This is a genomic window from Pseudomonas sp. 3296 (assembly GCF_031456615.1).
Lineage (GTDB): Bacteria > Pseudomonadota > Gammaproteobacteria > Pseudomonadales > Pseudomonadaceae > Aquipseudomonas > Aquipseudomonas mucoides.
The window spans coordinates 312,356-335,496 of the sequence record NZ_JAVDUY010000009.1 but is presented as its reverse complement, the minus strand read 5'-3'; the positions used below and the strand labels follow the sequence as shown (position 1 = coordinate 335,496).

General features: G+C 61.5%; 22 protein-coding genes and 2 pseudogenes. 15 read left to right on the top strand and 9 right to left on the bottom strand.

Annotated features, from left to right (window positions below; genetic code table 11):
• Positions 1-14 precede the first annotated feature (14 nt).
• From J2X66_RS25330 to J2X66_RS25315, 4 genes are all read left to right on the top strand, one after another.
• Positions 15-1,505 (top strand): aldehyde dehydrogenase family protein, encoded by a 1,491-nt coding sequence (locus J2X66_RS25330; RefSeq protein WP_310270098.1) that lies wholly within the window; start codon positions 15-17, stop codon positions 1,503-1,505.
• Between the two features lie 137 nt (positions 1,506-1,642).
• Complete coding sequence (locus tag J2X66_RS25325) at positions 1,643-2,143, top strand: sigma-70 family RNA polymerase sigma factor (protein ID WP_310270095.1); 501 nt, start codon at positions 1,643-1,645, stop codon at positions 2,141-2,143.
• 40 nt (positions 2,144-2,183) lie between these two features.
• Entirely contained in the window at positions 2,184-3,158 is a 975-nt protein-coding gene (locus J2X66_RS25320) for a FecR family protein (protein ID WP_310270093.1), read from the top strand.
• Between the two features lie 97 nt (positions 3,159-3,255).
• The gene (locus J2X66_RS25315; RefSeq protein ID WP_310270090.1) at positions 3,256-5,679 is read left to right on the top strand and encodes a TonB-dependent siderophore receptor; all 2,424 of its coding nucleotides are present in this window, start codon (positions 3,256-3,258) and stop codon (positions 5,677-5,679) included.
• 58 nt (positions 5,680-5,737) lie between these two features.
• Here the strand turns inward: J2X66_RS25315 and J2X66_RS25310 are convergent, their stop codons facing one another.
• A complete protein-coding gene (locus tag J2X66_RS25310) occupies positions 5,738-6,889 on the bottom strand; it encodes an MFS transporter (protein WP_310270087.1) in 1,152 nt (383 codons plus the stop codon).
• Positions 6,890-7,054: 165 nt separating this feature from the next.
• Between J2X66_RS25310 and J2X66_RS25305 the strand changes: the two genes are divergently transcribed.
• Positions 7,055-8,047 (top strand): diaminopimelate epimerase, encoded by a 993-nt coding sequence (locus J2X66_RS25305; RefSeq protein WP_310270085.1) that lies wholly within the window; start codon positions 7,055-7,057, stop codon positions 8,045-8,047.
• 101 nt (positions 8,048-8,148) lie between these two features.
• Here J2X66_RS25305 and codA read toward each other — a convergent pair whose 3' ends face one another.
• The 4 genes from codA to J2X66_RS25285 all read right to left on the bottom strand — a co-directional run bounded on the left by codA (position 8,149) and on the right by J2X66_RS25285 (position 11,948).
• Positions 8,149-9,393 (bottom strand): cytosine deaminase, encoded by a 1,245-nt coding sequence (codA, locus tag J2X66_RS25300; protein ID WP_310270082.1) that lies wholly within the window; start codon positions 9,391-9,393, stop codon positions 8,149-8,151.
• A gap of 101 nt (positions 9,394-9,494) precedes the next feature.
• Entirely contained in the window at positions 9,495-10,319 is an 825-nt protein-coding gene (locus tag J2X66_RS25295; protein WP_310270079.1) for an alpha/beta hydrolase, read from the bottom strand.
• A gap of 108 nt (positions 10,320-10,427) precedes the next feature.
• Positions 10,428-10,784 carry a 6-carboxytetrahydropterin synthase QueD gene (gene queD, locus J2X66_RS25290; protein ID WP_081744008.1) on the bottom strand — a complete coding sequence of 119 codons (357 nt, stop codon included), beginning with the start codon at positions 10,782-10,784 and terminating at the stop codon, positions 10,428-10,430.
• A gap of 84 nt (positions 10,785-10,868) precedes the next feature.
• Positions 10,869-11,948 (bottom strand): patatin-like phospholipase family protein, encoded by a 1,080-nt coding sequence (locus J2X66_RS25285; protein ID WP_310270072.1) that lies wholly within the window; start codon positions 11,946-11,948, stop codon positions 10,869-10,871.
• Between the two features lie 170 nt (positions 11,949-12,118).
• Between J2X66_RS25285 and J2X66_RS25280 the strand changes: the two genes are divergently transcribed.
• From J2X66_RS25280 to J2X66_RS25265, 4 genes are read left to right on the top strand one after another with little or no spacing between them, the layout of a single operon-like run.
• Positions 12,119-12,427, top strand: a complete 309-nt coding sequence (locus J2X66_RS25280) for a PepSY domain-containing protein (protein ID WP_310270069.1) — start codon at positions 12,119-12,121, stop codon at positions 12,425-12,427.
• Positions 12,427-12,732, top strand: coding sequence for a PepSY domain-containing protein (locus J2X66_RS25275; protein ID WP_310270066.1), 306 nt, complete (start codon positions 12,427-12,429; stop codon positions 12,730-12,732). The genes J2X66_RS25280 and J2X66_RS25275 overlap by 1 nt, the downstream gene beginning before the upstream one ends.
• Before the next feature lie 3 nt (positions 12,733-12,735).
• Positions 12,736-13,404, top strand: coding sequence for a response regulator transcription factor (locus J2X66_RS25270; RefSeq protein ID WP_310270064.1), 669 nt, complete (start codon positions 12,736-12,738; stop codon positions 13,402-13,404).
• On the top strand, positions 13,401-14,714 hold the full coding sequence (locus J2X66_RS25265; protein WP_310270061.1) for an ATP-binding protein: 1,314 nt from the start codon (positions 13,401-13,403) through the stop codon (positions 14,712-14,714). The genes J2X66_RS25270 and J2X66_RS25265 overlap by 4 nt, the downstream gene beginning before the upstream one ends.
• Before the next feature lie 87 nt (positions 14,715-14,801).
• Here J2X66_RS25265 and J2X66_RS30345 read toward each other — a convergent pair whose 3' ends face one another.
• Together J2X66_RS30345 and J2X66_RS30340 are read right to left on the bottom strand one after the other, a co-directional pair.
• A complete protein-coding gene (locus tag J2X66_RS30345; protein ID WP_405046806.1) occupies positions 14,802-15,557 on the bottom strand; it encodes a methyl-accepting chemotaxis protein in 756 nt (251 codons plus the stop codon).
• A 102-nt stretch (positions 15,558-15,659) separates the two neighbouring features.
• Positions 15,660-15,806, bottom strand: a pseudogene (locus J2X66_RS30340) (HAMP domain-containing protein); the annotation flags it as partial.
• A gap of 1,387 nt (positions 15,807-17,193) precedes the next feature.
• Between J2X66_RS30340 and J2X66_RS25255 the strand changes: the two are divergent.
• The 3 genes and pseudogenes from J2X66_RS25255 to J2X66_RS30330 all read left to right on the top strand — a co-directional run bounded on the left by J2X66_RS25255 (position 17,194) and on the right by J2X66_RS30330 (position 20,388).
• Positions 17,194-18,510 (top strand): Na+/H+ antiporter NhaC family protein, encoded by a 1,317-nt coding sequence (locus tag J2X66_RS25255; RefSeq protein ID WP_310270276.1) that lies wholly within the window; start codon positions 17,194-17,196, stop codon positions 18,508-18,510.
• A gap of 195 nt (positions 18,511-18,705) precedes the next feature.
• Positions 18,706-19,482: pseudogene (locus tag J2X66_RS30335) on the top strand (cache domain-containing protein); the annotation flags it as partial.
• Positions 19,483-19,566: 84 nt separating this feature from the next.
• Positions 19,567-20,388, top strand: a complete 822-nt coding sequence (locus J2X66_RS30330) for a methyl-accepting chemotaxis protein (RefSeq protein ID WP_371258961.1) — start codon at positions 19,567-19,569, stop codon at positions 20,386-20,388.
• A 65-nt stretch (positions 20,389-20,453) separates the two neighbouring features.
• On the opposite strand, the gene J2X66_RS25245 is transcribed toward J2X66_RS30330, so the two are convergent.
• Positions 20,454-21,389, bottom strand: coding sequence for a LysR family transcriptional regulator (locus J2X66_RS25245; protein ID WP_310270048.1), 936 nt, complete (start codon positions 21,387-21,389; stop codon positions 20,454-20,456).
• Positions 21,390-21,501: 112 nt separating this feature from the next.
• Here J2X66_RS25245 and J2X66_RS25240 point away from each other — a divergent pair, with 112 nt between their 5' ends.
• The 3 genes from J2X66_RS25240 to J2X66_RS25230 all read left to right on the top strand — a co-directional run bounded on the left by J2X66_RS25240 (position 21,502) and on the right by J2X66_RS25230 (position 22,682).
• Positions 21,502-21,987: a DMT family transporter gene (locus tag J2X66_RS25240; RefSeq protein ID WP_310270044.1), complete on the top strand. Its 486-nt coding sequence runs from the start codon at positions 21,502-21,504 to the stop codon at positions 21,985-21,987.
• Positions 21,987-22,442, top strand: coding sequence for a DMT family transporter (locus J2X66_RS25235; protein ID WP_310270041.1), 456 nt, complete (start codon positions 21,987-21,989; stop codon positions 22,440-22,442). Before J2X66_RS25240 ends, J2X66_RS25235 begins: the two co-directional genes overlap by 1 nt.
• Before the next feature lie 72 nt (positions 22,443-22,514).
• A complete protein-coding gene (locus tag J2X66_RS25230; RefSeq protein WP_081744005.1) occupies positions 22,515-22,682 on the top strand; it encodes a metallothionein in 168 nt (55 codons plus the stop codon).
• Positions 22,683-22,789: 107 nt separating this feature from the next.
• Here J2X66_RS25230 and J2X66_RS25225 read toward each other — a convergent pair whose 3' ends face one another.
• Complete coding sequence (locus J2X66_RS25225; RefSeq protein WP_027925433.1) at positions 22,790-23,017, bottom strand: DUF6555 family protein; 228 nt, start codon at positions 23,015-23,017, stop codon at positions 22,790-22,792.
• Positions 23,018-23,141: the final 124 nt, after the last annotated feature.

The window sequence follows — 23,141 nt, the reverse complement described above, 5'->3', positions numbered from 1 at the left end:
ATGACAGGTGAATTATGAGCAACGTTGAAATTCTGCCGCAGGTTGCTGCCTTCCTTGACCGCCGCCATGGCTGCTTTATCGATGGCCAATGGGTATTGGCCGATGGCCCGACCATTGCCGTGGTCAACCCGGCCACCGGGCAAACCCTGTGCGAAACCCTGGACGCGCCGCTGGACGTGGTTGAGCAGGCCGTGCAGTCGTCCCATAAAGCGTTCAAATCCGGCGTGTGGTCGGGCCTGCGGCCGGCCGATCGCGAACGCATCCTGCTGAATTTCACCACACTGGTTGAAGCCCACGCCGAAGAACTGGCTCAGCTCGAAACCCTGAGCCAGGGCAAGTCGATCAACATGGCCCGCGCCCTAGACTTGAACGCCACCGTGGAATTCATGCGCTACATGTCCGGCTGGGCGACCAAGATCGAAGGCCAGACCTTCGACGTGTCGATCCCGTTGCCGCCGGGCGCCAAGTTCACCGCGTTCACCAAGCGTGAGCCTGTCGGCGTGGTGGTCGGGATCGTGCCGTGGAACTTCCCGCTGCTGATCGCTGCCTGGAAACTGATGCCGGCGCTGGCCACCGGTTGCACCGTGATCATCAAGCCGGCCATGGAAACCCCGCTGACCGCCATGCGCCTCGCTGAGCTGGCGCTGGAGGCCGGCATTCCGGCCGGCGTGTTCAACGTCGTCACCGGTGGCGGCGCCTCGGTCGGCGGCGTGCTGACCGCGCATCCGCTGGTGAGCAAAGTGTCGTTCACCGGCTCCACCGCCGTCGGCAAAAGCGTTGGCGTGGCGTGCATGGAAAACATGACGCGCTTCTCGCTGGAACTGGGCGGCAAAAACCCGATGATCGTGTTGGCCGATGCCGACATCGAAAAAGCCGTGCAAGGCGCGATCCTCGGTGGCCTGCTGAACAATGGCCAGGTGTGTGCGGCGGCTTCGCGTTTCTATGTGCACCGCTCGATCCACGATCAATTTGTCGAAGCACTTGCCGCAGCGGTCTGCGCCATGCCGATCGGCGCGGGCATGAACTGCAATGCCGCGATCAACCCCCTGGTGTCGCGCAAACAGCAACAAAGCGTGCTCAATCACATCGAACTGGCCCGCCGCGAAGGTGCGCGCGTGGTGTCGGGCGGTGAGTTAGTGGAAGGCGAGGGCTTCTACGTGCAGCCGACCATTCTGGCCGACATCGACCACAGCATGGCCGTGGCCCGTGAAGAAGTGTTCGGCCCGGTGCTGGGCGTGATGCCATTCGATGATGAAGACGCGGTGATCGCGCTGGCCAACGACAACCGCTATGGCCTGGCCGCGAGCCTGTGGACCAACGACCTCGGCAAGGCGATGAACCTGGTGCCGCGTATTGAGGCCGGTACGGTGTGGGTTAACGCGCACGTGCTGCTGGACCCGGCGATGCCGTTTGGCGGGGTCAAGCAATCGGGCATGGGCCGTGAGTTCGGGCGTGCGGTGATTGAGGCGTATACCGAGTTGAAATCGGTGTGTATTGCGCACTGATTGAATGATTGAAGACGGCCCCTGCAACGGGGGCCGTTGGCTTGACTGCCTAACAGCGCCACTGGCGACGTGGAATCCATTGCTTCCGGTTAATAGGAAGCATTACTATTCACGCCCCATCCCCACAGCACACCGCAATGACCCCCAAGCTGCCCCGCAGACACGGCTTTTTCGAGCATTACGAAGAGTTGGTTGGCACCTGGACCCGTCGCCTGAGAAATCGTCAGCAGGCCGAGGATCTGGCCCACGACACCTTCGTGCGGGTGCTTGAGTCGAATTCGGCGGCGGTGGAGCAACCTCGGGCCTATTTGCACCAGACTGCGCGCAACATCGCGGTGGACGGTTATCGACGGGAGGATCGGCGTGGCGCCATGGAGTCGCAGGCGAATGATCTCAGCGTATCGTCGACCGGCGACCCGGAGCAGTACATGCAGGCGATCCAGTTGGCTGATTCGATCGAACGGGCGCTCGCCGAGCTGCCGCTCAATTGCCGCAAGGTGTTTGTGTGGCAGAAGATCGAAGGCCTGACCCAGGCTGAAATCGCCGAACGCCTGGGCCTGTCCAAGAACATGGTGGAGAAGTATATGATCCGCACGTTGCGGCACCTGCGCGACCGCCTCGACGGGTTGCAACCATGATCGGCAGCGCCTTCTCATCCCCAGGCCAACAGGACCTTCCATGATGGATACTCGTGATTGCGCGTGCGGGCATGCAACCGTTCGGGACGACGCGGCGCGCTGGTTTGTGCGGATGCAGGAACCGGCGGTGGATGTCGTCGAATACCGGCGCTTCGAGGCGTGGCTCGGCGAACACCCTCAACATCGAGAAGAATTCGAAGTCCTTCAAGGCTTGTGGGCGGCGGCTGACCTGGTGCCGGCTGCACGCTTGCAAGCTTTATGCGAAAACCCGCCGGCGCGACGCGCACGTCAGTCGTGGATGCGTTACGCGGTGGCCGCGAGTGTGGTGGCTGTGGCGCTGGGCCTGGGCTTGTTCAGCGGTTTGCATCACCCGGCGTCTTATACGGCGCAGTATTCCACTGGGTTAGGCGAGCGTCGTCATGTGGCGTTGCCCGACGGTTCGGTGATTGATATGAACAGCCGAAGCCGCATTCAGGTGCGCTTTGAAAAAGACCGGCGCGGCATCGAGCTGATTGAAGGCGAAGCGATGTTCAGCGTCGAGCACGACACCCGTCGGCCGTTTGTGGTTGATGCTGGCAACGGCCAGGTGACGGTCACCGGCACGCGTTTCGATGTGCGCCGCGATCTCAGCGAAACCCGGGTCGTGGTGGAGCAGGGCACGGTCAAGGTTCAGGGGCAGGGCGCCGATTTCGTCAACCTGACCGCCGGCCTCGGCACGCGCATTGATGCCCAAGGGACTGTCGCGACAGCCTACGCCGTCAACCCGGCAGAACTGACCGCGTGGCGCAGCGGCAAACTGGTGTTCAACAACGCCAGCCTCAGCGAGGTGGCGGCGCAAGTGTCGCGTTATCGCCAGAAGCCGCTCACCGTGGGCAGCGAAAAAGTCGGCAATCTGCGCCTGACCAGCGTGTTCAAATCCGACAACACTGACGCACTGCTCAAGGCCCTGCCGAGCATCCTGCCGGTGGCTGTGCGCACCCTCGACGACGGCAGTCAGGAAATAATCTCAAAATAAATTCAGGTTTTTTTCGCGTTCATCGTCTTCTTGTCCAACTGCAACTGGTTTGCATTAACAAACGCATTTGTTTGCGATCCACAGGACATTGTTCGACGTGAATAACACCTCTGCCAAAAACAAAAAATCCCATTGGTTGCCGCTGGCGCTCGCCTTGGCGGTCAACGCTGCGCTGCCTCAGGCGTTCGCCGCCGGTGGCATTCATATTCCGGCGCAGCCATTGGGCGAGGCCTTGAGTGAGTTGGGCCAGCAGTCTTCGTTGCAGGTTTTTTTCAGTCCTGATCTGGTCGCTGGCAAACAGGCTCCGGCCGTCGACGGCGACATCTCGCCGGAACAGGCTTTGCGCCAGTTGCTGCAAGGCAGCGGTCTGGACTACCAGATCAATGAAGGCTCGGTGACCCTGACGCCTGCAGCCACTGCCGCCGCCAACGGCCCGCTTGAACTGGGCATGACTGACATCAACGTGGTCGGCAATTGGCTCGGTGATGCCGACGCCGCCGTGGTGCAGAACCATCCCGGTGCGCGAACGGTGATTCGTCGCGAAGCGATGATCGAGCAGGGCGCGATGAACGTCGGTGATGTGCTCAAGCGTGTGCCGGGCGTGCAAGTGCAGGACGCCAACGGCACCGGCGGCAGCGATATTTCCCTGAACGTCGGCGTGCGCGGCCTGACTTCGCGCCTGTCGCCGCGCTCCACCGTGTTGATCGACGGCGTGCCGGCCGCGTTTGCGCCGTACGGCCAGCCGCAATTGTCGATGGCGCCGATTTCCTCGGGCAACCTCGACAGCATCGACGTGGTGCGTGGCGCCGGTTCCGTGCGTTACGGGCCGCAAAACGTCGGTGGCGTGATCAACTTCGTGACGCGCGCTATCCCGGAAAAAGCCACCGGTGAAATCGGCACCACCCTTGAAACTTCGCAGCACGGTGGCTGGAAACACATCGACACCGCGTTTGTCGGCGGCACGGCGGACAACGGCATCGGCATGGCGCTGTTGTATTCCGGCGTCAACGGCAACGGTTACCGCGAAAGCAACAACGGCAACGACATCGACGACGTGATCCTCAAGACCCATTGGGCGCCGACTGATGTCGACGATTTCAGCCTCAACTTTCACTACTACGACGCCAGTGCCGACATGCCCGGCGGCCTGACGCAGGCGCAATACGACGCCGACCCGTTCCAGTCCGTGCGCGACTACGACAACTTCAGCGGCCGCCGCAAGGACGTGTCGTTCAAGTGGGCGCGGCAGATTGACGACCGCACCCAGGCCGAGGTGCTGACGTACTACACCGACAGTTTTCGCGGCAGCAACATCGCCGCCCGTGACCAGAAAACCCTTAGCTCGTACCCGCGCACTTACTACACCTTCGGCATCGAGCCACGGGTGTCGCACCTGTTTGATGTAGGGCCGACCACACAGGAAGTCAGCGTCGGTTATCGCTACCTCAAAGAAGCGATGCACGAAGAATCGAGCCGTGTTGCGCTGGTGAACAATCAGCCGGTGCTGACGCCGGCCTCTGACGGCCATGTGTTCCAGGACCGGACTGGCGGCACTGAAGCCAACTCGGTGTACATCGACAACAAAATCGACGTCGGCAACTGGACCGTGACCCCGGGGATCCGCTTCGAACACATCAGCACTGACTGGCACGACCGTGCGGTGCTCGACACCGCCGGCAAGCGTGTACCGGAGAAAAACCGCAGCATTGAAAGCAACGAGCCGCTGCCGGCGCTGAGTGTGATGTATCACGTATCCGAAGAGTGGAAGCTGTTCGCCAACTACGAAACTTCGTTTGGCAGCCTGCAGTATTTCCAGCTCGGCCAAGGCGGCATCGGCGACAACACCGCCAATGGCCTGGAGCCGGAAAAAGCCAAGACCTACGAGGTCGGCACGCGTTACAACGATGGCGCATGGGGCGGGGAAATGACGCTGTTCTACATCGACTTCGATGACGAACTGCAATACATCAGCAATGACGTAGGCTGGACCAACCTCGGCGCGACCAAGCACCAGGGGCTGGAAGCGTCGGTGCATTACGACTTGGCCGCGCTGAACCCGATGCTCGATGGCCTGACCGCCAACGCCGGTTTTACCTATACTCGCGCGACTTATGAGGGTGAGATTCCCGGCTTCAAGGGCCGTGACCTGCCGTTCTACTCGCGTCAGGTGGCCACCGCCGGGTTGCGTTACGACATCAATCGCTGGACCTACAACCTCGATGCGTTTGCCCAGTCCAAGCAACGTTCGCCGGGCACCGGTGTGAACGCCGATGGCAGCTTCAACGGCAACTACATCACCGAAGGTTCGGCGGACGGTCAGTACGGCGACATTCCAGGTTACGTGACCTGGAACGCGCGCGGTGGCTATGACTTTGGTTCGCAATTGTCGAATCTGAAGCTGGGCGCCGGGGTGAAGAACATCTTCGACAAACAGTATTTCACCCGATCCAGCGACAACAACTCGGGGATGTATGTGGGGGCGCCGCGCACGTTCTTTGTGCAGGCCAGTGTGGGGTTCTAAAAACAAACCTGTGGCGAGGGGCCTACTGTGGCGAGGGGGCAAGCCCCCTCGTCACAATTCAGGCCCTCAGCACTTTGCCTCCAATGGCCACCGCCACCAGCAGCAGCGCCATCAACCCAAAGGCAAAACTCAAACTGCTGCCATGGGCGATAAACCCGATTAACGCCGGACCGGCGAGGATCCCCGCATAACCCAACGTGGTAATGGCCGGCACGGCGATGTGTTCGGGCATGACGGTCTGTTTGCCGACAGCGGTGTACAGCACCGGCACAATGTTGGAACACCCCGCACCCAACAACGCATACCCCACCAGCGCCATCTCCCAGGCCGGTACGAAGGTAGCCAATGCCAGGCCCGCTGCGGCCGTCAGACCACCGAACACCATCACCCGCGTGGAACCCAGACGTCGGACAATCCGGTCGCCGGTCAAGCGCCCGGCCGTCATGGTCAATGCAAACGCCGCATACCCCAGCCCCGCATACGCCGTGTCAATCCCGCGCTCCTGCGTCAAAAACACCGCACTCCAGTCGAGCGCCGCGCCTTCGGCGAGGAATACAATGAAGCACATTCCGCCAATAAACAGCACGATGCCGTGGGGCACCGCAAACGCCGGGCCGGTGCTTTCGCTGCCGTAAGGCAACAGGTGCGGCGCCGCTTTCAGCAGGGCCAGCAGCAGCACTGCAATCACCACCAACATCGCGCCCAGCGGTGAAATCCCGAGGCCGAGCAAGCCGCTGACCCCTGCGGCGCCGACGATCCCGCCGAGGCTGAACATCCCGTGAAACCCCGACATCATGTTCTTGCCGCTGGCCCGTTCGACGATCACCGCTTGCAGGTTCACCGTCGAATCCACCGTGCCCAGCCCGGCGCCAAACATGAACAACGTGGCGATCAACGCCGGCATTGACGACACCGTTGCCAGCAACGGCAAGGCCGCGCAGATCAGCAACGTCCCGCCCGCCGCCACGCGCCGGCAGCCGAAGCGTGACGCCAGCAACCCGGCCATCGGCATGGCCAGAATCGACCCGACCCCGAGGCACAACAGCAGCAGACCGAGCGTGCCTTCATCCAGCCCGGCCCTCGCCTTGGCGTACGGCACCAGCGGCGCCCAGGCGGCGATGCCGAGACCGGCGATGAAGAAGGCGATGCGGGTGGACATCTGCTCCAGACGGCCGGGAACAAATGAGGTTGGGGTCTTGAGGCTGGTCATATCAATCCTAGGCAAAAAACGTCGCGTCCCCAAAGGACACTGACTGATCCCGCGGGTTCTATCAGTGTCCGCAGCAATTCGCGGTGAGGCAGGTTCACATCCTTGCACAGGCTGTCGCGGTTTCGCGATATCGTCGACCAATTGATTGTTCAGACCGGAGGCGACATGACGCGGATTTACGATGCACGGGGCAATATTTATATCGTCGTGGCGCCCGAGGCTGTGCGCGATAGCGGGATCGATCTGCCTCAACGGGCTGACCTTGCCGCGCAAACCCGCGAGCAGTGGTCGGTTGCGGCCATCAAGGCATTTTGTGGCTGGACCCCCGGCACTCAGCCCCCCGGCAGCAAGGACCATCGCAGCGACGGTTTGCTGGTCGGGCCGTTTCAATCGGCGCCGCCCTATGACCTGCTGATCGTCAATACCGACGGCACCCTGGCCGAACGCAGTGGCAATGGGCTGACGATTTTCTCCCAGTCGCTCAGGGAGCAGGGCCTGATGCCGGAGGAGGGGGCGTGTCTGCTGCGGGTGCATCACGACAAGACGGACACGGTTTCGCCGGGGGAGACATCCGTGAAACCGGCGGAAGTCGATGGCGTGCAAGGGTTTTGGCTGGACCTGGGAAAGCCGACGTTCGGGCCGCAAGCCGTGGGCGCGCAGGGGGTTGAGGATGGGCTGTTGAACGGTCGGGACATCAGCCATGTCGCACCATTGTCGGCGCTGGACCCTGCCTGGAACCGCAGCCAGTTTGTGCGCGTCGGCAATCCGCATTGCGTGACGTTGGTGGCGGACGCTGCTGCGTTGCCGAGCAATGCGCAGATGCGCGAATCACCCTTGGCTGAAGGGTTGCTGCGGATTGCTTACGCCATGCCGGTCGGGGCCGGTGAGCCGTGCCCGGCGGGGGTGAATGTGCAGTGGGCGATGCTTGAATCCGAAGGCCGGGTCGTCGCGCGGGTGTTTGAGCGCGGGGAGGGGCCGACGGCGTCTTCGGGCACCAGCGCGAGTGCGGTGGCGTGTGCGGCGTGGCGGGTCGGTTGGGTTTCGGCGGGGGAGGTCAACGTGGTGATGCCGGGCGGTACGGCGCCGATTTTGCTGGAGGAAGTGGCGGGGGCGTTGAGTCGGGTCAGGTTGTTTGGTACGGCTCGGTTGAAGCGGTGAACTCAAGAAAGCTATCGCGGGAGCCACGCTCCCACATTTGGAATGCATTCCACTGTGGGAGCGTGGCTCCCGCGATGAGGCCATCAAAGTCGACGCAGTTTTCAACTCAGACCACTGAACTCCACCACCGGCATCGTCCGCTTCATCAGCAATTTGCCCTCGCGCACCGAATACAGCGGCAAACCCTGGCTGCGAATCACCTCGTAATCACTGTCCGCCGACAACACCAGCAAGTTCGCCGGCCGTCCCGCTTCCAGTCCATAACGTTCACCGAGGTTCATCGCCTTGGCACTGTTGTCCGTCACCAGGTCCAGCGCACTTTGCAGATTGCGATACCCGAGCATGTGGCAAATGTGCAGCCCGGCTTCGAGCACTCGCAGGATGTTGCCGTTGCCCAGTGGATACCACGGGTCCACGATCGAGTCCTGGCCGAAACACACGTTCATCCCGGCTTCAAGCAACTCGTTGACACGGGTCACGCCACGGCGTTTCGGGAAATTGTCGAAGCGTCCTTGCAGGTGAATGCTTTCCGTGGGGCAGGAGACAAAACTGATCCCCGAATGCCCGAGCAAGCGGAACAGTTTGGCGCAGTAGGCGTTGTCGTAAGAACCCATCGCCGTGGTGTGGCTGGCGGTGACCCGCGAACCCATGCCGCGGCTGCGCGCCTCTTCGGCCAATACTTCGAGGAAGCGTGAATGCGGGTCGTCGGTTTCGTCGCAATGCACGTCCACCAGGCAACCGGTGCGCTCGGCCAGGTCCATCAGGAATTTCACTGAACTGACGCCTTGATCACGGGTGTACTCGAAATGCGGAATGCCGCCGACCACATCGGCGCCCATACGGATGGCTTCCTCCATCAACTCGCGGCCATTGCGGTACGACTCGATACCTTCCTGCGGGAACGCGACGATTTGCAGGTCGATCAGGTGGCGGCTTTCCTCGCGCACCTCGAGCATCGCCTTGAGCGCGGTCAGCTGCGGGTCGGTGACGTCGACGTGGGTGCGCACATGCTGGATGCCGTGGGCGGCGAGGGTCTGGATGGTTTTCCTGGCGCGTGTTCTGGTGTCTTCCTCGGTGATCGTGACCTTGCGCTCGCCCCAGCACTCGATCCCTTCGAACAGCGTGCCGCTCATGTTCCAGCGCGGCTCGCCGGCGGTCAGGGTGGCGTCGAGGTGAATGTGCGGTTCGACGAAGGGCGGCACCACCAGGTTGCCACCGGCGTCCAGATCGTCGGGACCCAGGGTCGGGGCTTCGGTCTGTCGGGCGATGGTGCGGATCAGGCCGTTTTCCAGGTGCAACTCATGCAGGCCTTCTTGGTTGCGCAGGCGGGCGTTGATGATGTGCATGAGGCGAGTCCTTTGGGTTGATGACTCTAAATTAGCGCGGCAGTGGCGATCCTTGCCAGTGCCGCGTGACGAAACACAACACTGCCCTTGTAGGAGTGGGGTCATTGAGTCAGGGGCAGGAATCGCAGCAACGCCGCGACGATGGCCTCGGGCGCATCTTCCTGCACCAGATGCCCGGCATTGGGAATCGGATGAAACTGCGACCCGGGTATCAGCTGATGCAGCGCCCGGCCGCGTTCGATGGGGATCCACTGGTCGTCCTCGCCCCACAGAATCTGCACCGGGCACCGAATGCTCGGGTACAAACCTTGAGCCTCGCGGGTATAGCGCTCATCCATCTGCGCAATCTGCCGGTAGAACGCCGCTTGCCCCGGCTCCCCCAGCCACGGCCGCACGTAGGGCGCGAGTTCTGCTTCGGGGATGTCGCGTCTGATCGCCCCGCGAATGTAGGCAGGGACGATGGCTTGTTGAATGTAATCGGGTACGCCACTGAACGCCGCTTCATGCTGGCGCACATGCTGCACGAACGGTGAGCCCCACGGGGTCAGTGCCACGGGATCGATCAAGGTCAGGCTGCGGTAATCCTTGCCGTTCATCAAGTGCGTGCGCAGCGCGGTGGCACCGCCGAAATCGTGGGCCACCACGTCGGGCTGCTCGATGGCCCAGTGATCGAGCAAGCGCGCCAGCAACTCGTTCTGCACGCCCAGCGACACGTCTCCGTCGATCTTTTCGGATTGGCCATAGCCCAACAGGTCGAAGTAGTACACCCGGTGGGAGGCAATGAAGTGCGGGGCAATGCGATGCCACACATAAGAAGAGAAGGGCGTGCCATGCACGAACACCAGCGGCGGGCCGTCGCCGTGCACGGCGTAGTGAATCCGGTGCCCGTTGAAGCGGTATTGACGGTCCAGCAGCCAGTCAGCCATGCGCATGTCCTCTTGGGCGAGGCAAAAAGCATAGGCATAAAAAAGCCACCGCTGAAGGTGGCTTGATCATTCACTGACGAAACGCAGTTTTCCTTTGTAGGAGTGATATTACTCGCCGTGATAGATGCAGCCGCTGGTGCACGTCTCGTGGATGCGGATCGCGCTGAGTTCCGGCAACAGGGGCTTCAATTCATTCCAGATGAATTTGGCCAGCACTTCGCTGGTCGGGTTTTCCAGGCCGGGAATGTCGTTCAGGTAGTTGTGGTCCAGGCGCTCGTAGAGCGGCTTGAAGATCGCCTTGATTTCCGAGAAGTCACGGATCCAGCCGGTGTGCGGGTCAAGGTCGCCGCTCAAGTGGATCGCCACTTTGAACGAGTGACCGTGCAGGCGGCCGCATTTGTGGCCTTCCGGTACGTGGGGCAGGCGGTGGGCGGATTCGAACGTAAACTCTTTGAAGATTTCCACAGTGATTTCAGCTCTGTCAGGTGGCGATCGCCGCGGCGATGTGGGCAGGCGGCGAGTTTACCAGAGCTGCGGGCGAAACACTGACTAAAGGGTCAGCAAGCGCTCGCCGAGGCGACCATTGGCGGCCAGTTCGAGGAACTCATCACCCAGGCGACGGCTTTCATCCATGGTAGCGCGCCAGTATTTCTGCCGCGCCATCGCATCGCCCATGAAACGCTTGAAATCGTTACGGTCCGGCAGTTTTCCGTAGGGCAGGCGCGCCAGATACTCTTTTGACGGCGCCAGCAGCAGAACATCCTGCAAGCGTTCGGGACAGGCGCGGCGCCATGGCAAGGTCTTGTCGAACCACCCGGGAATCACCCGGTCGGTGAAATGCGGATAGAGCACGATGTCGTTGCCGCTGTAGGGCAGGTCGAGGTGATAGTCGAGCAGGCCGCCATCGCGGAATGTCCCCGCGCCGGCACCGGGCAAGTCGCGCACGCCTTCCATCACCATCGGGATTGAACCCGACGCCAGTAGCGCCTGGCGCAGGTTGTCGGCGTTCAGCGCAACAAAGCGTGAGGGGAAGTCATTCAGCGCATTGACCGGCGGGGCCAGCCGCGGGTCGTGGATGATCAGCCGTTCGAAATGCCGCGACAGTCGCGCGCGACCGCGCAGGTTGTCGGCGATCACTGATCCCAGCGCCAGCCCCAACCGGCCGCGATGATCGTCGGCCAGGTTACCGTGGCTTTTGACCACCATGATGTTCAGCCGGTAATTGGCGTTGTTCAGGATCGAGGCGTCGCGGCCGTCGAGCAATTCATCGAGCATGCGCTGCGAGCTCTGGCTGATCTGCGCCATGGTCACGCCCTTGGCGAAGTTCTGCTCGGTGTACAAATGCCCGAGGCGCCGGATGCCTTCGGCGGCGTCCGGCAGGCAGGCACTGGCGAAGCGCCAGGAACCGACCGAGGCGCCAATCAGCGAGCGTTCGCGGGGGGCGCCCGGTAACCATTCGCCAAACAACGCCAGGTCCAGACCTTGAATCCCCAACGCCTTAGGGCCGCCGGCGGCACCGGGCAGCGTGCCGACGTCGGCGGCGCTCAAGCCGTCTTTACGGATGCGCGCCAACGCACGCGGGCCGGCCTTGAAGGTCAGGGAGGGGAACTTGATGTGGATGGCGGTCATACCGGTCTCGATGGTTGGCAAGCGCAAGATTATAAACAGGCAACACGGTCATTGCAGGAGTGAGCCTGCAATGTCGTGTTGCCATCTTTCATGATGGCAATTCAGTTTCAATTAAGTTCAGCTCGCTAAGGTGCCCTTCGTAGGCAACGCATAAAAATACGGAGACACCCATGAAAATCCTGACTGCCCTGTCCGCCGCCTCGATCATTGCCATGACCGCCAGCCTCGCCCACGCCCGCGACCTCGGTCCCGACGAGGCCCTGAGGCTGCGCGACGCTGGTACCATTGTGTCTTTCGAGAAGCTCAACGCTACGGCTCTGACCGAACACCCCGGTTCGACGGTGATCCAGACCGAACTGGAAGAAGAGTATGGCAAGTACATCTATCAGGTTGAGCTGCGCGACCCACAGGGCATCGAGTGGGACCTGGAATTAGACGCCGTCAGCGGCCAGGTTCTCAAGGATCATCAGGATACGTAATGAAGGTGCGTTCATTTTCACGCATGGCGCTGGTGCTTCTGGCGTTTTGCTCGGCGGTTTTGGCCCGCGACCTCGACCAGGACGAAGCCCTGCGCCTGCGCCAGCAAGGGGTGATCCTGCCGCTGGAACAACTGCTGCAGCAGGCGCTGGATCGCTATCCCGGTTCCAAACTGCTGGAAGCCGAGCTAGAAGAAAAGCACGACGTCTACATTTATGAAGTCGAGTTGCTGACCGCCGAGGGCGTGGTCCGCGAGCTGGACATCGAGGCCGCCAGCGGCCATTTACTCAAAGACAAGGAAGACTGATCGATGCGATTGCTGCTGGTGGAAGACCACGTGCCGCTGGCCGACGAACTGATGGCCGGCCTCAATCGCCAGGGGTATGCGGTGGACTGGCTGGCCGACGGTCGCGATGCGGTCTATCAAGGCAGCAGCGAACCGTATGACTTGATCATCCTCGACCTCGGCCTGCCAGGTTTGTCGGGGCTTGAGGTGCTGAAGCAATGGCGCGATGGCAGTTTGTCAACGCCGGTGCTGATCCTCACCGCTCGCGACTCCTGGGCCGAGCGCATCGAAGGGCTCAAGGCCGGTGCCGACGATTACCTGACCAAGCCTTTCCACCCGGAAGAGTTGCACCTGCGAGTTCAGGGGTTGCTGCGCCGCTCCCACGGCCAGGCCAATCAACCGACGCTCAAGGCTGCCGGGCTGCACCTCGACGAAGGTCGTCAGTGCGTGACCCGCGATGGCGCCGACATTCAGCTGACCGCCGCCGAGTTTCGCCTGCTGCGTTATTTCATGCTGCATCCCGAACAGATCCTTTCCAAAAGCCACCTCGCCGAACACCTCTACGACGGTGAAACCGAGCGCGATTCCAACGTGCTGGAAGTTCACGTCAACCACCTGCGCCGCAAACTCGGCCGCAGCGTGATCGAAACCCGTCGCGGTCAGGGTTACCTGTTCGGCGGGACTGCTCAGTGAGGTCGATCCAGCGCCGCTTGAGCCTGGGACTGATCAGCGTCATGGTCGTCGTCGGCCTGGTGCTGGCGCAAACCAGCCTATGGCTGTTCGAAATGGGTTTGCAGCGCTACCTCGAAGCCGGGCTGCGCGACGACAGCGAAAACCTGCTGGTGGCGCTGGTCCGTGGCCCGCAAGGCTTGCAACTGGATGAGCGGCACCTGTCACCGGCCTATCAACGTCCGTTCTCCGGCCATTATTTCCGCATCGACTTCGACGATAACCACTGGCGCTCCCGTTCACTGTGGGATCAGGAGCTGCCACGGCTGGAGCATCCGGGCCTGCACAGCAACCTGCAATTGGGGCCGGAAGGGCAGCAGTTGCTGGTGTTGCGTTCCGACTATCGACGCCTGGGGCAGTCGATCTCCATCAGCGTCGCGCAGGATTACACCCCGGTGCGCGAGAGCTTCAAGCGCATGCAGCAAGTGGGCTTGGGATTGGGGCTGGCCGGATTGTTGCTGATTTTGCTGTTGCAACGCATCACCGTACGCCGCGCCTTGCGCCCGCTGGAAAAGGCCCGCGAACAGATCGCCCAGTTGCAACAAGGCCAGCGTTCGCAACTGGATGATCAGGTCCCGGTGGAACTTGAGCCGCTGGTGGCGCAGATCAACCATCTGCTCGCGCACACCGAAGACAGCCTCAAGCGTTCGCGCAATGCCTTGGGCAACCTCGGTCACGCCTTGAAAACTCCGTTGGCGGTGCTGTTGAGCCTGGCGTCCAGCGAAAGACTCGACGCTCATCCGGAATTGCGCAAGATCCTCAAGGCACAACTGGAACAGGTCCAGCAACGCCTCAACCGCGAACTCAACCGCGCCCGGTTGTCCGGCGACGCGCTGCCGGGGGCGTTGTTTGATTGTGATGAAGAACTGCCGGGGCTATTGGCGACGCTGAACATGATTCATGGCGAGCACCTGGCGCTCCGCTACCGCGCACCGGCCGGGATGCAGCTGCCCTGGGACCGTGAGGATTTGCTCGAGCTGCTCGGAAACTTGCTCGATAACGCCTGTAAATGGGCGGATGCCGAGGTTCGCTTGAGTGTGATCGAAGCGGCAGGTGGGTTTGAGTTGAGCGTGGAAGATGATGGGCCGGGGATCCCCGAGGACCAGCGGGCGCAAGTGTTCAGTCGCGGTACGCGGCTGGATGAACAGACGGATGGGCACGGGTTGGGGCTGGGGATTGTGCGCGACATTGTCGACATGTGGGGCGGGGTGCTGCAGCTGGACGAGAGCGAGTGGGGCGGGTTGAAGGTCGTGATCGAACTCCCCAAGCGCTAAGGCCAATCCAAAGCCCACCAAAGATCCCCTGTGGGAGCGAGCAGGCTCGCTCCCACATTTTGATCTTCGGCAGACGCAGTAACCGGGTCAGACGCGGAACTGATCCATCAAGCTCTGCTGCTGATTCGCCAGGCTGTTCAGCGACTGACTCACCCGCGCCGACTCATTGGCCTGCCCCGACAGCGATTCCGTCACGTCGCGAATCGTTGCCACGTTGTTGTTGATCTCCTCCGCCACGGCACTCTGTTCTTCCGCCGCTGAAGCAATCTGCAGGTTCATATCGCTGATCACCGTCACCGCATCGCCGATCTGACGCAATGCAGTCACGGCCTGGCTGACCTGCTCGACACTGCCCTGAGCCTGACGATGGCTGTTGTTCATCGAACCAACCACGTCCTGGGTGCCGCTCTGCAATTGCTCGATCACCAGGCGGGTTTCCTCGACCGACTCCTGAGTGCGGCGCGCCAGGTTGCGCACTTCATCGGCGACCACGGCAAAACCGCGTCCGGCTTCACCGGCACGGGCGGCTTCGATGGCGGCGTTGAGGGCCAACAGGTTGGTTTGCTCGGCAATCGCGCGAATCACTTCCAGCACCGAACCGATCTTCTCGCTGTTCGCCGCCAGCCCTTCGACTTGCACCATGGCCGCGCTCATGTCGGCGGCGAGGTGGTCGATGCTGGTGGTGGTCTGGTCGATCACGCTCAAACCGCGGCGCGTCGCCTGATCCGCGTCCTTGGCTGCCTGCGCGGCTTGGGCGGCGCTGCGGGCAACGTCCTGGGCGGTGGCGCTCATTTCGTGGGACGCGGTGGCGACCTGATCGACCTGACGGTATTGCTGTTCCATTCCGGCGCTGGTCTGGGTGGCGATGGCGGACGACTGGTCCGCCGTGCTGCGCGCGTCCTGCACCGAGCGTTTGACCTCGGCGATGATCGGTTGCAGCTTGTCGAGGAAACGGTTGAACCAGCCGGCCAACTGCCCCAGTTCGTCCTTTTTGTCATAGGCCAGGCGCCGGGTCAGGTCACCTTCGCCGCTGGCGATGTCTTCCAGCATGTGCGCCACGCCGAGAATCGGTTTGGTCACGCTGCGGGCCATCAGCCACACCAGCAACAGGCCGATCAACGCGGCCAGCCCGCCGAGGCTGAGCTCGATCAGGGTGCCAGCGGTGTTGCTGTCGTCGAGTTGGTTTTTCAATACCTCGGCCGGGCCAACCAGGACTTTTTCCGGCACGTCGAGCAACACGCCCCAGGACTTACCCCCAGGAATCGGCTGGAACGGCGCCAGCACTTTCAACTGGTGATCGTTGTGCAGGCTTTCGGTTTTACTGCTGCTGGCGAGCATGCGGATCAGCTCGGCACCGTTGGCCTTGTCCACGGTGTCCAGGCGCTGGCTGAGTTTGCTGGCGTCGGCGCTGTGGCCGGCGAGCAAACCGACCGGGCTGAGGATGCTGACATTGGTCTGGCCGTCATAGAGCTTCTTGCTCGCGCCCTGACTCATGGCTTGCAGGCTGTTGAGGTTGATGTCCACCGACAGCGAGGCGATCACTTTGCCGTTGACCGTCAGCGGGAACACGATGCTGGTCATCAGCACGTTCTGGCCGTCGATCACGTAGAAGTACGGTTCAATCACGCACGGTTTGAGCGAAGTGCGCGGGCAGGTGAACCAGGCGTTGGCCGGTTCGCCGCTGGGGCCGGTGCTGGTGTCGGCCATGTCACTTTCCGGCAGCGCCATGGAGGTGACCTTGCCCGGTGTCGGCTGCGACCAGTACAGGGCGAAACGGCCCTTGTCGTTGCTGCCCAGTTCCGCCTGGCCGGTGAACAGTTCGTCCTTGCCGTCCAGCGCATTGGCTTCGAACACCAGCGACAGGCCGAGCAGCTCCGGGTTGGCTTGCAGCGCCGACTTGACCTGGCGGGTCAGGTCTTCGCGCAGGTCGAAGGCGTCGAGAAAGCGCTTTTCCGCCTGATCGCGCAGGAACAGCACCTGACGCGAGAAGCCGTGGCCATATTGATAGGCGTCCATGAACTGCTGGCGAATCAGCAGGGCCTGGTTTTCGCCTTGGGATTCGATCCGCGCCTGGGCGGCTTCGGTGAGCATCTCCATGCTTGAGGCTTTCACCATCTCGGAGCTGTGCTCCATGCGGTACAGCGAAAGACCCACCAGCAGGGTCACGATGCCAGCCAGGCAAAGCCCGGCCAGCAGGGTGATTTTCCATTGGATGGAAAGTTGTCTGAGTGACATGGAGACGTCCTTTATTCGATAAATATCTGAGACTTTGCACTGTAGCGGCCGTGATCCGGCTTTCTTTATCCATGCGCTCAAATAAGACACGAAACAAAATGTGTAGAGGGATAGCGTTCGCTTTGACAAGCAATGGATGCTGCGGCACAGTGCGCGCCCTCTAATAAAACCCATTACTTAATCCGCTGGCGGCTCTTCGCAGACTGCCGGCTGAGCTCATTTCGCTTGCCTTGAGGTAACGATGATTAATGCTGTAATCGCCGCGGTCGGCATCATGCTGATCCTCAGCCTGTCCCGTGTGCACGTAGTGATCGCGCTGATTGTCGGTGCGCTGGTGGGTGGCCTGACCGGTGGCCTGGGCATCGACGCCACGCTCAAAGCCTTCAACAGCGGCCTCGGCGGCGGGGCGACGGTGGCGTTGTCCTATGCCTTGCTCGGCGCGTTCGCCGTGGCGATTGCCAAGTCCGGCATGGCCCATGCCCTGGCGGACAAGGCCCTGGCGATGGTCGATCGGCAGCACGCCAGCGGCGGCGGTCAGGTCAAGTGGCTGCTGATCGGTTTGCTGTGGGTGGTGGCCATCGCTTCGCAGAACATTCTGCCGATACATATCGCCTTTATCCCGCTGCTGGTGCCGCCGCTTTTATACGTGCTGACCAAGCTGCAACTGGATCGCCGGTTGATTGCCTGCGTCATGACCTTCGGTTTGATCACCCCGTACATGTTCCTGCCGGTGGGGTTCGGCAACATCTTTCTCAACGAGATTCTGCTGGCCAACGTCGCTCGTAGCGGTGTGGACATCAGCGGCATCAACGTCACCCACGCCATGGGCATCCCGGCGCTGGGCATGGTGTTCGGCCTGGCGGTGGCGTTTTTCAGCTACCGCAAGAAACGTGTCTACGACCTGGAAAAAATCGAGCAGGTCGAACAGGTCGCGGTGCAGTACAACCCGCTGAGCCTGATGGTGGCCGGCGTGGCCATCGTGGCCGCCTTCATTATTCAGTTGCTGCTGGACTCGATGATCATCGGCGCCTTGGCCGGGTTCCTGATTTTCTCGGTGTCGGGCATTGTGAAATGGCGTGAAACCGACGACCTGTTCACCGAAGGCATGAAGATGATGGCGATGATCGGCTTCATCATGATCGCCGCGTCAGGCTTTGCCGAAGTGATGAAAGCCACCGGCCAGGTACAGACGCTGGTGGAATCTTCGGCCTCGTGGATCAACCACAGCAAGGGCATCGGCGCGCTGCTGATGTTGCTGGTGGGCTTGCTGGTGACCATGGGCATCGGTTCGTCGTTCTCCACCGTGCCGATCCTGGCGGCGATTTTCGTGCCGCTGTGCGTGCAGCTGGGGTTCAGCCCGCTGGCCATTGTCTGCATCGTCGGCACGGCCGGCGCCTTGGGGGATGCCGGCTCGCCTGCCTCGGACTCGACGCTGGGCCCGACCTCGGGCTTGAACATCGACGGCCAGCACCACCACATCTGGGACACCGTGGTCCCGACGTTCCTGCATTACAACTTGCCGTTGCTGGCGTTTGGTTGGGTGGCGGCGATGGTTTTGTAAACACCACCGATCAACTGTAGGAGTGAGCCTGCTCGCGATCGCGGTATGTCTGTCACATAGATGTTGGATGTGCTGCCGTCATCGCGAACAGGCTCACTCCTACAAGGGACCTCATTGCCCCGGTAGCTCAACTTTTGGCCCGGCGTGCCGTTAAAGCTTTTAACCACGCCAACAAAACCAAAAGAGTGAACCGTCATGCGCATGAGCCTGAAGGCTAAAGTCCTGTCCCTTGCCGTTCTCCCGGTGTTGCTCTTTGCCCTGGTTATCAGCCTGACCACGCTGTTCGTGCTTCAGGAACAGGCGCACAAGGAAGTCGAGGAAACGCGCCAGCGCCTGCTCAACGACGCCAAGGCCACTCTGCAAAGCTACGTGGCCGTGGCCATTACCACCATCAAACCGCTCTACGACGCCGCCGCCCCCGGCGATGATGCGGCGCGGGCGCAGGTGATCAAGTTGCTGTCGAGTATCACCTATGGCAAGGAAGGCTACTTCTTCGGCTACGACTCCAATACGGTTCGCCTGTTCAAGGCCAACAGCCCCGAAGGCGTGGGCCAGAGCTTCAAGGACAACCGCGATCCGAACGGTGTCTACGTCAACCGCGACCTGGTGAAAGTCGCCAAGGACGGGACTCACTACCTGCAATACAGCTCGCCGCTGCCCGGCAACACCCAAGTGCTGGTGCCTAAACTGGGCTATACCGAATACCTGTCGAAGTGGGACATGGCGGTGGGTACGTCGGTCAACCTCGACGGCATCGAGGCGCAAGTCGCGTTGGTGGAAGCCAAGGTTCAGGAGCGCATGGAAGGCGTGCTGCTGAGCATCGTCGGGATTGCCGTGGTGGTGCTGTTGGTGATCGCGGCCGTCGGCCTGTTACTGGCCAACACCATCCTGCGCCCGCTGAACATGATGAAAGCCAACCTCGATGACATCGCGGCAGGCGAGGGTGATCTGACCCGTCGCCTGACCATCACCAGCCAGGACGAACTCGGTGAACTGGCCGGCTCGTTCAACCGCTTTGTCGACAAGATCCACAGCCTGGTGCGCCAGATCACCGAAATGACCACGCAACTGACCGGGCTGGTGAATCAGGTGTCCGATCAGGCCCAGCGCTCGGACCAGGCCATGGAGCGTCAGCGTCACGAAACCGATCAGGTTGCCACGGCGATCAACGAAATGTCGGCGGCAGCGCAAGAAGTGGCGAAAAGTGCGCAAAACGCGGCAGTGGCGGCGCAGCAGACCGACGAAGAAGGTCAGGCGGCCAAGCGTGTGGTCGCGGGCAGCATCGTCAAGATTCATGCACTGGTGGACGACATCCGCAGCAGCGGCGTGTCCCTGGACAGCCTGCAAAAAGACGTATCGTCGATTGTCAGCGTCCTCGGCGTGATCCGTTCGATTGCCGATCAGACCAACCTGTTGGCGCTCAACGCTGCGATTGAAGCGGCGCGCGCCGGTGAAGCAGGTCGTGGCTTTGCGGTGGTGGCCGATGAAGTGCGGGCGCTGGCCAGTCGCACGCAGATCAGCACCCAGGAAATCCAAAGCATGATTGACCGCTTGCAGGCCGGGACTCAATCAGCGGTGGAAGCCATGCGCCGTTCCAGCGAAGCCGGTGACGGCACGTCCGCCCAGGCCAACGAGGCGGGCGCCTCGCTGGACACCATGGCGCAGTTGATCGGCACCATCAACTCTATGAACGCGCAGATCGCCAGCGCTGCGGAAGAGCAGACGGCGGTGGCCGAAGAGATCAACCGCAGCGTGCATCAGATTGCGGTGGCCGTGGACAATGTGGCCGACGAAACCCAACTCGGCGCACAGACGTCGCGCAGCCTGGCGGACCTGGGCCAGCGCCTCGGCAAACTGGTTGGCCAGTTCCGTATCTAAGCCGTTACGCATTCCCTGTAGCAGCTGGCGCAGCGTGCGTTCGGCTGCTACAGCTTGTGTTGATGCTACGGTCTGTCCCAGTACGGCACCGCCCCAAAGCATTCAACAAAGAAATCAATCACCGTCCGCACCTTCACCGACAGCCGTCTGCTGCCCGGCCACAGCACTGCAATCTGCTGCGGCTCCAGGCTGTTGGATACCTGAAAGTCCCCCAGCACCGGCACCAGCGTGCCTTCGCGCACTGCCTCGCCAATCAGCCACGACGGAAACATCACCAACCCCAACCCTTGCTCCGCTGCTTGCACCAGGGTGTCGGCGTGGTTGCCGGTGATCGGCCCTTTGACCGAGTAGGGCGTCCAGTCCTGCTGATCCTTGCGGAAAAACCAGCGTTGCAGGCCGGTCGCGCCTTTGTAGGCCAGGCATTGATGCGCCGCGAGGTCTTCAGGGCGTTGCGGCGTGCCGTGGCGTTCGAGGTAGGCCGGGCTGGCGGCGACTTGAAAACGGTGCGGCGCGAGGATCCGTGCCTGCATGCTGGAGTCGTGCAGCGGGCCGATGCGAAACAGCAGGTCGGCGCCTTCCTGCAGTGGGTCGATGTAATGGTCGGTTTGCTGGATATCCAGTTGCAGCTTCGGATAGCGCTCGCACAATTGCCCCAGCCACGGCGTCAGGTGCCGTTGGCCGAACACCACCGGGGCGTTGATGCGCACCAGTCCGCTGGGTTCGCTTTGCTGTTCCTGCAAGGCTTGCTCGGCTTCTTCCAGTTGCACCAGCACCAGCCGCGCATGATGACCGAGCATGCGCCCGGCTTCGGTGGGCGTGACGGCGCGGGTATGGCGGTAGAGCAATTGTTGGTTAAGGGCTTGTTCCATCAATTGGATCTGCCGGGAAATCGAAGAGGGCGCCAAGCCCTCGCGCCGCGCCACTTCGGAAAAACTGCCGTGGTCGAGCACGGCGACAAACAGGCGAAGTGCCTTGAATCCGAGTTCGTTGAGACCGTGCATGGTTCATCCTGCTGTGCGGATTACGCAAAAGTGTTGTCAGGATGCTCCCATTTATCGCAAAGCTCTGCCACCGGATAATGCCGGCCATTGTTTCTACAGGCAGGTTTCCTTTATGCAAGCGTCTTCAATCGACACCGCGGTCACACCCGCGACCAAACCAGGGCTGCGGCTATTGCTGTTGCCGTTGGTGATCCTCGCGGGCATGGGCCTTTCCGTGGAGGCCGGCTTGCTCGGACCGCTCGGGGTTCGGGTCGGGCATTTATGGGCGACGTTGAGCATCTTCGGGGTCGGCTCGGCGATTCTGTTTTTGCTGCTGTTGTTCAGCGGCCCGCAACAAGGCCCGGCGTTGAACACCTTGCCACGCTGGCAGTTGATCGGCGGTTTTCTCGGGCCGATTTATGTGGTGGTGCTGACTCTGGCCACGCCGCACATCGGCATTGCGATGACCATGATCGCGATTCTCTGCGGGCAGGTCGGCAAAAGCGTACTGATCGATCACTTCGGCTGGTTCGGCGCGAGCCGCAAAAAGGTCAACGGTGAACGCTGGCTGGCGTTGCTGCTGATTGTCGTGGCACTTGTTCTGATCGCTCGGGGTTAATGATGAATCTGATTATTTTGTTGGCCGTGATCGTCGCGGCGGGTGCGGTGTTGAGTGTGCAGGCGGCGATCAATGGCCGTCTGGGCGAAACGGTGGGTGTGCTGCGCAGCAGTTTGCTGACCTTCGTGGTGGGCGCGGTGATCACCGGGCTGCTGATCCTGTTTTTCGAGCCGGCGCAGGCCGTGAGCTTGCTGGACGTGCCGAAATGGCAGCTCAGTGGCGCGCTGTTCGGCGTGGTGTACATGATGGTCATGGTCGGCGCGGTGCCCAAGGTCGGCACGGCGGTGGCGACCGTGGCGGTGATTGTCGGGCAACTGGGCATGGGCATGCTGATCGACAATTTCGGCTGGCTGGGTAATCCGGCCATCGATTTGTCGAACAGCCGGATCGTGGCAATGGTGTGCCTGGGGCTGGCGCTGGTGTTCATGTATCGCAGCAGCACCCGGCAGGCCTGACACAAACTCCTACACTGGTAAGACGGGCCGCGTGTGCGGCACCTCGACGACCACATCAATGGAGTCTGACTCATGATCAGCAGTGACAGTATCTGCGATTGTCCAAAATGCTCGTGCAAGCTGGGCGAGCATCCGATAGCGCGCCACGGTAAACACTATTGCTGCGAGGCCTGCGCCAAGCACCATGAACATGGCGAAGAATGCTCCAGCAAAGGCTGCAAGTGTGCTCACGAGAAGTAGTGCTAAAACCTGATCGGACACGCCGATCAGATCAGCCAAAGCGAACTTTGTAGCAGCTGGCGAAGCCTGCGTCCGGCTTCGCCAGCTGCTACATAGGGTGCCGTTTATTAACTCGCCGGCCGCCACTTCACATTCTCGACCCCGAATTTCTCCGCCATCGGTTTGCTGGTCTTTTGCACCTTCTCTCGGCCGAATCGCGGGATCCTGCCCACTCCGGCGTCGCAGCTTGCCCAATGCCAAGCCTCCGCGTTGTCCATCTTGTCCAGGCGGATGATGAATGACTTGGGGACGCCATGAAGGGTGTATTCAATGACGAATAGTTTTGCGTTGTTCATAAAGCCCGTATTCCTCCCTGTGGTAATAGAAGGATCATTGGGGTTACGGAAAATTCAGTCTTATTGTCAGACGGCGCCGGCCAGTGGCGACAAGGCCGTGGGCTGGTTACCATGCAAGACCTGA